This window comes from Paraburkholderia caledonica (assembly GCF_000383275.1).
GTDB classification, from domain to species: domain Bacteria; phylum Pseudomonadota; class Gammaproteobacteria; order Burkholderiales; family Burkholderiaceae; genus Paraburkholderia; species Paraburkholderia caledonica.
The window spans coordinates 995110-1006693 of sequence record NZ_KB911034.1 but is presented as its reverse complement, the minus strand read 5'-3'; the positions used below and the strand labels follow the sequence as shown (position 1 = coordinate 1006693).

The following is an 11584-nucleotide window of genomic DNA, read 5'->3' as shown; positions in this document are numbered from 1 at the left end:
ATTGGGCGCGCATCGGCACTACCATAGCGATTCCAGACGCTTTCGCACCCTGCACAAGGGTGACCGCCCGCCTCGCCATGACAGAAGCCGACCTCACGCCGCCGACGCTGATTCGCCCGCATAACCGCGCCCTCCCGCTGCTGACGCTGACCGACCTGCGGATCGCGGAATCGCAAGCCGCCGCTTCGCTGCCGCAGCACACGCTGATGGACCGCGCCGGCAAGGCGGCAGCCAGCTTCCTGCTCGAACAGATTACTCGCGATACATCGGTCGAAAAATCCAGGCAGCGCGTCTGGCTGATAGCCGGCCCCGGCAACAATGGCGGCGACGCGCTGATTCTGGCGGCGGAGCTGCACAAGGCCGGCATCGCCGTCGAATTGTGCATGCCGGTGGAAGTGAAACCGGACGACGCCCGCTGGGCGCTCGCGACGGCACGCGCATCCGGCGTCGCAATTGCCACCACGCCGCCCGCCTCGCTCGACGGCTACACGTGGCTCGTCGACGGCATGTTCGGCATTGGCCTCGCGCGGCCACTGGAAGGCGTGTTCGCCGCGACCGCGCGGCACCTCTCGCAACGCGCCCAAAGCCGGCCGCACACAGGCGGCGTGCTGGCGCTCGACGTGCCGAGCGGCCTCGACAGCGACACGGGCACGATCGTCGGTGACGGCGACGGCGACGGCAACGCAGCCGTGCGCGCAACCCACACGGTTACCTTCATCGCCGGCAAGCCGGGACTTTTCACGGCGCAAGGCCGCGATCTCGCCGGCTCGGTGACGGTCGCGCCGATCGGCGTCGATTGCAACGCGCGCACGGCGGTGCAACTGAACGCGCCCGAACTCTTTGGCTCGTTCCTGCCGCCGCGCGCTTTCGCGACCAACAAGGGCACGTTCGGCAGCCTCGCCGTGGTTGGCGGCGACACGGGCATGTGCGGCGCACCGATTCTCGCGTCGCGCGCGGCGCTCTACACTGGCGCGGGCAAGGTCCACGTCGCGCTGCTCGGCGCCGGCGCCCCGCCCTACGACCCGCCGCATCCGGAACTGATGTTGCATGCCGTCGACGATTTGCCGCTCGACAAGATGGATGCGCTGGCGCTCGGCTGCGGCATGGGCCACGGCGAGCGCGCCACGCGGGTGTTGCACGATGTGCTGCAACTGGATGTGCCGAAGCTCCTGGACGCCGACGCGCTCAATCTGATTTCGAAAGACTCCACGTTGGCCGTGGCCGTGACCGCGCGAGGCGTGCAGGGCGATCCCTGCGTGCTCACGCCGCACCCGCTCGAAGCCGCACGCCTTCTTGGCACCGAGGTGGTCCGCGTGCAGCGCGACCGTCTCGCCGCCGCGCGGGCTCTCGCCGCGCGCTTTGCCAGTGTGGTGGTGCTCAAGGGCACCGGCACGGTCATCGCGGCCCCCGACGGCCGTCTCACGATCAACCCGACCGGAAATGCCGCGCTCGCGACAGGCGGCACAGGCGACGTTCTGGGCGGCATGATCGGCGCTTTGCTCGCGCAGCACTTGCCGGGTTACGAGGCGGCGTTGGCCGGCGTCTACCTGCACGGCCTCGCCGCCGACACGCTGAGCGCGCAAGGCCACGGTCCCGCCGGCCTCACGGCTGGCGAACTTGCGCCGATGGTGCGCACCTTGTTGAACCGCATGTTTTATCCATCGGCGCAATCGTGATGTAGGGTATCGAGCGATATGGCGCGATATGGCGCGATATTGGGCGAATCGTGGGTGAATCGGGTCGCTGGCTTCCGGCGCGGCTTGTGTCAAAGCGCTGCCGCCTGTCACGCAACGCCGTTATACTGAGTAATCGAGTGAGGAGTGCGTGAGCAACTGCGCTGACCGGTCGAACCCGCGGCCGCGTTCGGACCGCACGCGAACTGAGCGCGCTTGCTGCGCGCATACTGCCTGACGGCGTGGCGGTTCGTAGCGAGCCACTCGCAAAACGCGGCGGAATCAACCGGCGTTCATGACTGCGTGGGCGCTCAAGACTCACCGCGAACGCGGTCGTGCTGCCTTCGTGCTGCCTCGCTCTAACAGCATCGTTGCATCATCCTCGGCGGCGCCTCGCGCGCGCCTTTCTTTGTGCCCCTTGGTTAGACGGACGCTATGACCCAGAATTCGCTCCCCTCCTGGTCCTCTCTGCAAACGCACTACGAGCAGATCCGCGATGCACATCTGCGCGACTGGTTCGCTCCCGGGAACGATCCCGCGCCGACGCGTGCCGAGCGCTTTGCGTTCGCGGGCGGCGGCATCGCCGCCGACTTCTCGAAGAACCGCATCACCGACGAAACCCTGAAGCTGCTCGTGCAACTCGCGCGCGAAGCCGGCGTCGAGAAACGTCGCGACGCGATGTTCGCGGGCGAAGTCGTCAATCCCACTGAAGGCCGTGCCGCGCTGCACACCGCGCTGCGAGCGAGCAACCCCAACGCGCCGTTCCATCAGCAGGTGCAGGCCGAACGAGCGAAAATGGCCGCATTCGCCGATCAGGTGAGAAGCGGCGCTTGGACCGGCTACACGGGCAAGCGCATTCGCCACGTGGTGAACATCGGCATCGGCGGCTCGGACCTCGGGCCGAAGATGGTCGTGCACGCGCTGCATCATCTGGCCACGCCGGAAATCACCACGCACTTCGTGTCGAACGTCGATGGTGCCGATCTCTACAACGTGATGCAGCAGATCGACCCCGAAGAGACGCTCGCCATCATCGTTTCGAAGACGTTCACGACGCTCGAAACCATGACCAACGCGCGTTCGCTGCGTGACTGGTTCACGGAAAAGGGCTGCCCGGAAAATGCGCTGGCGAAGCACTTCGTCGGTGTGTCGGCGAATCCTTCGGAAGTCGTCAAGTTCGGCATCGCGAAAGAGAACGTGTTCGAGATGTGGGACTGGGTAGGCGGCCGATATTCGCTGTGGTCGGCGGTCGGTCTGTCGATCATGATCGCGGTCGGGCCGCAGCAGTTCGGCGAGCTGCTGGCGGGCGCGAACGAAATGGACGAGCATTTCCGCACCGCGCCGCTCGAAAAGAATTTGCCGGTGCTGCTGGGCATGATCGGCATCTGGTATCGCAACTTCTTCGGCTCGCAGAGCTATCTCGTCGCGCCGTACTCGGAGGCGCTGCACTTCCTGCCGTCGTATCTGCAACAGCTGGAAATGGAGAGCAACGGCAAATCGGCGCGTCTCGACGGCGCAATGGTCGACTATCCGACCTCCGCGGTAACGTGGGGCGAGCCGGGTACGAACGGTCAGCATGCGTTCTTCCAGATGCTGCATCAAGGTCCGACCATCGTCCCGATCGACTTCATTGCGGTGCTGACGCCAGAGCATCCGCTCGTGAGCCATCATCCGAAGCTGCTCGCGAACTGCTTCGCGCAAAGCGAAGCATTGATGCTCGGCCGCACGCTCGAAGAAGCGAAAAAAGTCGCCGGTCCCGACAAGCCGGAGCTGGCGCCGCACCTCGTGTTTCCGGGCAACCGGCCGACCACCACGCTGCTGGTCGAAGCGCTCACGGCGCGTTCACTCGGCGCGCTGATCGCGCTGTACGAGCACAAGGTTCTCGTACAGGCGTCGGTATGGAACATCAATCCGTTCGATCAATGGGGCGTCGAGCTAGGCAAGATTCTCGGCAAGGTGGTCGAGGCCGATCTGACGGCCGCAAGCGTCGACGAAAAGAAGCACGATTCGTCGACCTCCGCGTTGATCGCAAGGGCGCGCGCCGCTTTGAAGCGTTGACACTTGAGCGCCGGTTGGCTGTGTAACCGGCGGCGTGCAGCGTTTGGCGCTGAGTGAAGTACAGGGCGAAGTACAGATCGAAGTACGGGGCGGGCCACTTGTGGCCCGCTTTTTTGCGTCGGTGTATGTCTAATCCTGACCGAGCCTGTGCGTCAGGCGAGACGCCCCGCTTCTATCGTTACGGTCGTATCGCAGCGGCGCGCCAGTTCCACGTCGTGCGTGACGAGAATCAGCGTTGCACCGTTCGCGCGGTTCATCTGGAACATCAGATCGATCACTGCGTGGCCGGTCGCGGCGTCGAGACTGCCCGTCGGTTCATCGGCGAAGAGAATGGCCGGATGCGTCACGAACGCGCGCGCCAGTGCGACGCGTTGCTGCTCACCGCCCGACAGCAGCTTCGGATAATGACTGGTGCGCTGACCGAGCCCAACCTGTTCGAGCAGCCCGCGTGCGCGCAGTGCGGCTTCACGTGTACCGATGCCGCCTTGCAATTCGAGCGGCAACGTGACGTTTTCGAGCGCCGTCAAATGCGGCATTAACTGGAACGACTGGAACACGAACCCGACCGAGCCGCTGCGCAATGCCGCGCGCTCGTCTTCGTTCAATGTGGTGAGCTCGCGTCCGAGTAGCCGAACCGAGCCCGAACTCGCGCTGTCCAATCCTGCGAGCAGTCCAAGCAGCGTAGACTTGCCCGACCCGGATGCGCCGACTATCGCGACACTGCTGCCTGCTTCGATAGCCAGATCGATGTTGTCGAGAATGGTCAGTTCGCCCGTCGCATCCTTAACCTTCTTGCACAAACCCCGCACTTCAATGACTGGATCAGTTTTGTTTAGCATAGTGAAGCGTAGGTTGAAAGTGCGCGCCATGAAGCTTCGCGCGAATGCACTGACATCGGCAACGAGCTCGGTGGCAAGGGGCTCGGTCATAGTGGCGGCCGCCCTTTTTTCGACGACCTTCGCGGTTCGCGCAGCCAATGCGCCCGAAGCGGCCAAACCGGTGATCGTCGTACTTGGCGATAGCATATCCGCCGAATACGGCCTGCCCCGCGACACTGGCTGGGTCGCGTTGATGCGCCAGCGACTCACCCAGGAGCGAATCGATTATAGCGTCGCCAATGCAAGCATTAGCGGCGATACGACGAGCGGCGGGCGGGCCCGCTTGCCGGCGCTGATGCAACGTCTGAAGCCCAGTATCGTGATCGTCGAACTGGGTGCCAACGATGCGCTGCGTGGCGTGCCGCTTTCAACAACTGAAGATAACCTGCGCACGATCATCGAGCAGGCTCAGCAGGCTCACGCGAAGGTCGTGCTCGTGGGCATGTACGTACCGCCTAACTACGGCCCGGACTATACGCAAAAGTTCCATGGTCTATACGGCCAGCTCGCCAAGCAACTGAATGTGCCGCTAGTGCCGTTCCTGCTTGCCGGCATTGCCGATAAGCCCGATATGTTCCAGGCAGATCAGATTCATCCGACGCAGCAGGCACAGCCAGTGCTACTCAACAACGTGTGGCCCGCTGTCAAGCCACTCCTTCGTACAAGTTCGTCGCACTGAAAGGCTGCTGTCGGCTTGTTTCCGGAACTACGCGGAACACGGATCCGCGAGCTTGATTTCATGCTTGCGCAATCCCGTGGACCCGGCTCGATACCGAGCGACTTATGAGGAGATAACGTGAAATACTTACCGTTAATCGCTTTGACCGTGGCAATTTCCGCCTGCGCTGCTCAACCGCCGGCTGGCGTCCAGTCCGTCGGACAAAGCCAGCAACCGCCGAAGGCCGTTGCGACCTGCATCGCGCAAAAATGGGCAGACGGCTCCCAGCAACAAGTCGTGTCGCAAGACACCTTGGCCAACGATCAGGCTGTAGACGTGTATGTGCCGGGCCAGCAACCGCCCAACGGCGCGGCCGCTGTGGTGCGTCCTTCGTACTCTGGCAAGGGCTCGTGGGTCGGCTTCCGCGCGAACGGAGCAGCGGGCAGCGACGCCACCAGCGCGATCAGTTCATGCCTCTGACCATGATCACCCTCTGATCGACGCAACCGTTCGGTGAACTTCGAATTCGCCGAATGACCGATCGAATCAGATTCGAACACAAAAAAGCCCCGCATTTGCGGGGCTTTTTTGTGTTCGCGCGTTCGGCGCGGCTTGTGTGGATTCGCTGCGAGTCGAGAGGTGAACGCAAGGCGCGCCGCGAACACCGACGCGCAAACGAGCGTTCGCTGGAAAGCTTACTCGTCGCTTGCCTGCGCGTTGCTGCTCTCGAGCGAGCCGTACAGTTTTACTTTCGACCGGGCACGCAACGCCTGAACGTAGGTCTCCACTTCAGACTGCGACTCTACCTGCGCGATCTGCTGCTGCGCCGCGGCCAGACGCTGCGGTTCCACCGGCGTGCCAGCGACGACGGAGTTCACACGATAGATGGCATAACCGTCGTCACCGAGATCAACGCCCACGTATGCCGGCAGTTTTTGCGCATCGGCCTTGTAGATTGCGCTGAGCGCAGCGGGAGGCACGCCTTGCGCGTCGTTGCGCGACACTTTCAACGGCGACGAGAAACCCGTGGTCGCCTTCGACTTCTCGAACTCCGCGAGCTTCGCGATGCCGTCTTTGTGCGCGGCTTCGTTCGACTGAGCCGCGATGACCTTCTGACGCACCAGGTCCTTGATCGCGTCGAGCGCCGGCACAGCTGCAGCCTTATAGTCGGTAACGCGTGCCGCGATCAGCGTGTTTGAGCCCACGTCGATTGCCTGCGTGTTGTTGCGCGCCACGGCTGCGTCGTTCGCGAAAACAGCGGCGAGGAATTTCGCGTTGTTCAGCGGACTGTCGGGCGGCAGCTTCGGATCGGGCTGCGGAGTGACCGTGGCCGTCTGCAACTGCAGCTTGTACTTGTCGGCGGCAGGCTGCAGGCTCTTCGCCTTCTCATAGACGATCGACGTGAAACCTTCGGAGTCGTCGCTGAATGCCTTGCTGGCCAGCTGCGTTTTCAGGTCTCTTGAGATCTGGTCTTTTACTTCGTCAAAAGGCTTGGTGACGGCGGGCTTCACGTCGGTGACCTTGACAATGTGATAGCCGAAGTCCGTTTGCACGATGCCGCTGACCTCGTCCTTCTTCAGAGCGAAGACGGCGTCGTCGAACGCCTGACCGCCTGCGATCATGCCGCGCCCGAAGTAACCGAGATCGCCGCCCTTTGATGCCGAGCCGGGATCCTGCGAGTTCTGTTGCGCGATCTGAGCGAATTGTTCAGGATGCGCCTTGATCTGTGCGAGCAACTCTTCAGCCTTCTGCTTCGCCTTGGCCTTGTCGGCCGCGCTCGCGTCTTTCGGCGCGGTGATCAGAATGTGGCTGGCGCGTACCTGACCTTCGGTGCGGTAGTGCGCGATGTTGTCGTCGTAATACTTCTTCAGGTCGGCGTCGCTCGGCTGCACCGACGCGGCGAGCGTGGCCGGCGACATCACCAGATACTGAATGGTCGCCGTGGCCGGCGTGGCGAATTCGTTACGGTGTGCGTCGTAGTACGCCTGCAACTGCGCGTCGGTGGGCTGCACCTTCGCCGCATAGTCGCGCGGGTGGAAGGCAATGCCCTGCACTTCACGCTGCTGCTCGGCGAGTTCGGTCAGATGCTGAGCAAGCGTTTTAGACGTGAACGCGCTGCCCTGAATGCTGGCGGGCAATTGTTGAGTAGCGATGCTGTAACGTACGCGCTCGTCGTACTGGTCGGGCGTCATGCCCTGCATGGCAAGCAGTTGCTTGTACCGGTCGACGTCGATCGAGCCGTCTGGGTTCTTCAGCGACGAGATCACCGGATCGTTGAGCAGCGTGCGGCGCACGGCGTCGTCGGATGCGGTCAGGTGCAGGCGCTGGGTTTCATCGGCGAGCACGCGTTGTTCAATCAGGCCGTCGAGCATCTCGCTGCGGCGTTGTGGCGTATCGAACGCCTTCATGTCGAATTGCGCACCGAGCATCTGACGGGCGCGGTCAAGCTGTTGACGCATCGCATTATCGTATTCTGCGCGCGTGATCTTGTGACCGTTGACGCTTGCGACGTTTGCACTTTCGTCAAAGAAGCCGCGAAAGCCCTGAATACCCACAAAACCCAGCCCCGGCACAATGACGAGGATGAGCATAAACATCATCAGGCGTTTGTGATTGCGGAAAAAATCGAGCATGCGTGAGAGCCAAAAACAGAACGCCCGATCTTACAACAGCGGGCAATAAAAAAGGCGAACCGGAGTTCGCCTTTCGAGGATACTGGCGGAGTGGACGGGACTCGAACCCGCGACCCCCGGCGTGACAGGCCGGTATTCTAACCGACTGAACTACCACTCCTTATACTGCGCTTTCACTGCGTCACTACTCAGAAACACGTTAAGAGAATCAGAAACTGGTGGGTGCTGAGAGGCTCGAACTCCCGACCTACGCCTTGTAAGGGCGCCGCTCTACCAACTGAGCTAAGCACCCGGCTTCATGATTCTTGTGCTTCCGCTATTACTGCCTGAATGGTCCGCCTCGCGCCCGATTGAACAACCATCGAACCGAGCAACCGTTATTCAGATTCGCCGCCCTTCTTTCTGACGAACCTGCAATTCCTCAAGCAGCAAGCCCATTAGTTTAGCGCATCCTTTAGCGCTTTGCCAGGCCTAAATTTCGGCACCTTGGCAGCTTTGATTTTGATCGCATCGCCGGTGCGCGGATTGCGCCCTGTGCGCGCCGTGCGCTTGCCGACGGCAAACGTGCCGAAACCAACCAGCGTCACCGAACCGCCTTTCTTCAACGTGCCTTTCACACCGCCGATCACGGCGTCGAGCGCGCGTCCGGCCGCAGCCTTCGAAATCTCCGCTTGCTGCGCAATGTGATCGATCAATTCCGTCTTGTTCATCCCTACCCCCGAGAATGTTTTTAGAACCGAAACGGCGCTCTGCAGCGCCTGACATCGTCTAGCCGGCGGTAATGCCGGGCCGAGTCATTAGAATTGGCCGAAACCCACGTGTCAACCGGGATTGAGCCTGATTTTGGCGTATTCCGATGATCTCTTTGTCACGCGACGTAAATGCCGATAACGGATGCATTAGATGCGCGCGCAACGAGTACTGTGTCCGCAATTCACATAGATTTTTCTGCGATCACGAGGCGCGTTGTTGCGAGTGTCTTCCGAAGCGTGCGGCAATAAAAAACCCGCGGCCGTTCAGGCCGCGGGTTCTTTCTTGCACAGCAAGTATCTTGCTGAAAGCTTAGTGCTTCACGACATCCGTAGCGCCGGAGTCTTTGCCCGGCTCAGCCGCGACGGGCGAGGCCGGCTTCGGCTCTTCTTCCGGCAACGGCGACGGCACACGTTCGAGCGCAAGTTCGAGCACCTTGTCGATCCAGCGGACCGGCACGATTTCGATCGCGTTCTTCACGTTGTCCGGAATCTCCGTCAAGTCCTTGACGTTTTCTTCCGGGATCAGCACCAGCTTGATGCCGCCGCGATGCGCCGCCAGCAGCTTCTCTTTCAGACCGCCGATCGGCAGCACTTCGCCACGCAACGTGATTTCGCCTGTCATCGCGACGTCAGCCCGCACCGGAATACCGGTCAGCACCGACACCAGCGCAGTCGTCATCGCGATACCAGCCGAAGGACCGTCTTTCGGCGTTGCGCCTTCAGGCACGTGGATGTGAATGTCCTGCTTCTCGAACGCTTCGTCCTTGACGCCAAGACGACGCGACCGCGAGCGGACCACCGAGCGTGCTGCTTCGACGGATTCCTTCATCACGTCGCCCAGCGAACCCGTGCGGATCACATTGCCCTTACCCGGCATCACGGCGGCTTCGATGGTCAGCAGATCGCCGCCCACTTCCGTCCACGCGAGACCCGTGACCTGGCCCACCTGATTTTCCTTGGCGGCCAGACCGAAGTCGTACTTGCGCACGCCGAGGAACGTATCGAGGTTGCTACCGTCGACCTTCACCGCGCCTTCCGCCTTCTTCAGCAGAAGCATCTTCACGACCTTGCGGCAGATCTTCGACACCTCACGCTCGAGCGAACGCACGCCCGCTTCACGCGTGTAGTAACGAATGATGTCGCGGATCGCGGTTTCCGTCACATCGACCTCGCCATCCTTGAGGCCGTTGTTCTTCTTCTGCTTCGGCAAAAGATAACGTTGCGCGATGCTGACCTTTTCGTCTTCCGTGTAACCCGACAGACGGATCACTTCCATCCGGTCGAGCAGCGGCGGCGGAATGTTCAGCGAGTTCGACGTCGCCACGAACATCACGTCCGACAGATCGAAGTCCACTTCGACGTAGTGATCGGCGAACGTATGGTTCTGTTCCGGATCGAGCACTTCGAGCAACGCCGACGACGGATCGCCGCGGAAATCCTGACCCATCTTGTCGACTTCGTCGAGCAGGAAGAGCGGATTGCGCACGCCGACCTTGGTCAGGCTTTGCAGAATCTTGCCCGGCATGGAACCGATATACGTACGACGGTGACCGCGAATCTCGGCTTCGTCACGTACGCCACCGAGCGCCATACGCACGAACTTGCGGTTCGTAGCGCGAGCGATCGACTGGCCCAGCGACGTCTTACCGACACCCGGAGGCCCAACGAGGCACAGAATCGGCGCTTTCACCTTGTCGACACGTTGCTGGACCGCGAGATACTCGAGAATGCGTTCCTTCACTTTCTCGAGACCGAAGTGGTCTTCGTCGAGCACACGTTCCGCATTCGAGAGGTCGTTGTTGACCTTGCTCTTCTTGCGCCACGGCAAGCCGATCAGCGTATCGATATAGTTGCGCACGACCGTGGCTTCAGCCGACATCGGCGACATCAGCTTGAGCTTCTTCAGCTCGGCGTCGGCCTTCTTCTTGGCTTCCTTCGGCATGCGGGCAGCCGTGATGCGCTTCTCGAGTTCTTCGAGGTCCGCACCTTCTTCGCCTTCGCCGAGTTCCTTCTGGATCGCCTTGACCTGCTCGTTCAGGTAGTACTCGCGCTGGCTCTTCTCCATCTGGCGTTTCACACGCCCACGGATGCGCTTTTCAACCTGCAGGATGTCGATTTCGGCTTCGAGTTGCGCGAGCAGATGCTCGAGTCGCTCGATAACCGGGAACATTTCGAGGATGTGCTGCTTCTGGTCGAGCTTGAGCGGCAGATGCGCCGCGATCGTGTCGGCCAGACGACCTGCTTCGTCAATACCCGACAGCGACGTCAGGATCTCAGGCGGGATCTTCTTGTTCAGCTTCACATACTGATCGAACTGCGACACGATCGCGCGGCGCAGCGCTTCGGTTTCAGCGCTGTCGGCGTGGTCGGGTTCGAGCGGCATGACTTCGCACGAGAACTGCGTTTCCTGTTCTTCGATGGAAAGCGTTTTCGCGCGCTGCAAGCCCTCGACGAGCACCTTGACGGTGCCATCCGGCAGCTTCAGCATTTGGAGGATGTTGGCGATACACCCTACTTCGTACATGTCCTTTTCGGTCGGCTCATCTTTAGCAGCCGTTTTCTGGGCGACGAGCATGATGTGCTTGCCGCCTTCCATCGCTGCTTCGAGAGCCTTGATCGACTTCGGGCGGCCTACGAAGAGCGGAATCACCATGTGCGGGAAAACGACTACGTCGCGCAGCGGGAGCAGCGGGAGCGTAATGCGTTCCTGCGGGAGGAGTTGGGTTCCTGACATTTCATTTCCCCATGAGTGGAATCAGTTCGTTCGATAGGTGAGGCCAGCAGAAACTATTGCAAGGCCTCCGCGTGTGGGAAAAGTTCAGTGACTCCGAAGGTTCAGTGACTCCATTGTGAAAACAACCATTCTGACCACACGATAAACGAAAAAGCCGTTCACGTCGCCATGAACGGCTTTTTGCAGTACCCGAAGCCG

At 61.4% G+C, this 11584-nt stretch carries 8 protein-coding genes and 2 tRNA genes; 4 read left to right on the top strand and 6 right to left on the bottom strand.

Annotated features, from left to right (window positions below; translation table 11 throughout):
• Positions 1-77 precede the first annotated feature (77 nt).
• Positions 78-1676: a bifunctional ADP-dependent NAD(P)H-hydrate dehydratase/NAD(P)H-hydrate epimerase gene (locus tag H281_RS0104670; protein WP_020065913.1), complete on the top strand. Its 1599-nt coding sequence runs from the start codon at positions 78-80 to the stop codon at positions 1674-1676.
• Positions 1677-2108: 432 nt separating this feature from the next.
• Positions 2109-3731 (top strand): glucose-6-phosphate isomerase, encoded by a 1623-nt coding sequence (gene pgi / locus H281_RS0104665; RefSeq protein WP_020065912.1) that lies wholly within the window; start codon positions 2109-2111, stop codon positions 3729-3731.
• A 152-nt stretch (positions 3732-3883) separates the two neighbouring features.
• Here pgi and H281_RS0104660 read toward each other — a convergent pair whose 3' ends face one another.
• Entirely contained in the window at positions 3884-4570 is a 687-nt protein-coding gene (locus H281_RS0104660; protein WP_027804288.1) for an ABC transporter ATP-binding protein, read from the bottom strand.
• Positions 4571-4598: 28 nt separating this feature from the next.
• Here H281_RS0104660 and H281_RS0104655 point away from each other — a divergent pair, with 28 nt between their 5' ends.
• Together H281_RS0104655 and H281_RS0104650 are read left to right on the top strand one after the other, a co-directional pair.
• Positions 4599-5288: an arylesterase gene (locus H281_RS0104655; RefSeq protein ID WP_020065910.1), complete on the top strand. Its 690-nt coding sequence runs from the start codon at positions 4599-4601 to the stop codon at positions 5286-5288.
• 117 nt (positions 5289-5405) lie between these two features.
• Entirely contained in the window at positions 5406-5747 is a 342-nt protein-coding gene (locus H281_RS0104650; protein WP_027804287.1) for a hypothetical protein, read from the top strand.
• 215 nt (positions 5748-5962) lie between these two features.
• Here H281_RS0104650 and H281_RS0104645 read toward each other — a convergent pair whose 3' ends face one another.
• The 5 genes from H281_RS0104645 to lon all read right to left on the bottom strand — a co-directional run bounded on the left by H281_RS0104645 (position 5963) and on the right by lon (position 11386).
• Positions 5963-7900, bottom strand: a complete 1938-nt coding sequence (locus H281_RS0104645; RefSeq protein ID WP_020065908.1) for a SurA N-terminal domain-containing protein — start codon at positions 7898-7900, stop codon at positions 5963-5965.
• Positions 7901-7983: 83 nt separating this feature from the next.
• Positions 7984-8060 (bottom strand) — tRNA-Asp (locus H281_RS0104640).
• 56 nt (positions 8061-8116) lie between these two features.
• Positions 8117-8192, bottom strand: a tRNA-Val gene (locus H281_RS0104635).
• 145 nt (positions 8193-8337) lie between these two features.
• On the bottom strand, positions 8338-8610 hold the full coding sequence (locus tag H281_RS0104630; RefSeq protein ID WP_006048930.1) for an HU family DNA-binding protein: 273 nt from the start codon (positions 8608-8610) through the stop codon (positions 8338-8340).
• A gap of 352 nt (positions 8611-8962) precedes the next feature.
• Positions 8963-11386: an endopeptidase La gene (lon, locus tag H281_RS0104625; protein ID WP_020065907.1), complete on the bottom strand. Its 2424-nt coding sequence runs from the start codon at positions 11384-11386 to the stop codon at positions 8963-8965.
• Between the last annotated feature and the right edge of the window lie 198 nt (positions 11387-11584).

Bases quoted from the DNA above. Each gene is read 5' to 3' on its own strand.
- H281_RS0104670 (WP_020065913.1), top strand. From the start codon at position 78: ATGACAGAAGCCGACCTCACGCCGCCGACGCTGATTCGCCCGCATAAC.
- pgi (WP_020065912.1), top strand. From the start codon at position 2,109: ATGACCCAGAATTCGCTCCCCTCCTGGTCCTCTCTGCAAACGCACTAC.
- H281_RS0104660 (WP_027804288.1), bottom strand. From the start codon at position 4,570: ATGCTAAACAAAACTGATCCAGTCATTGAAGTGCGGGGTTTGTGCAAG.
- H281_RS0104655 (WP_020065910.1), top strand. From the start codon at position 4,599: ATGAAGCTTCGCGCGAATGCACTGACATCGGCAACGAGCTCGGTGGCA.
- H281_RS0104645 (WP_020065908.1), bottom strand. From the start codon at position 7,900: ATGCTCGATTTTTTCCGCAATCACAAACGCCTGATGATGTTTATGCTC.
- H281_RS0104630 (WP_006048930.1), bottom strand. From the start codon at position 8,610: ATGAACAAGACGGAATTGATCGATCACATTGCGCAGCAAGCGGAGATT.
- lon (WP_020065907.1), bottom strand. From the start codon at position 11,386: ATGTCAGGAACCCAACTCCTCCCGCAGGAACGCATTACGCTCCCGCTG.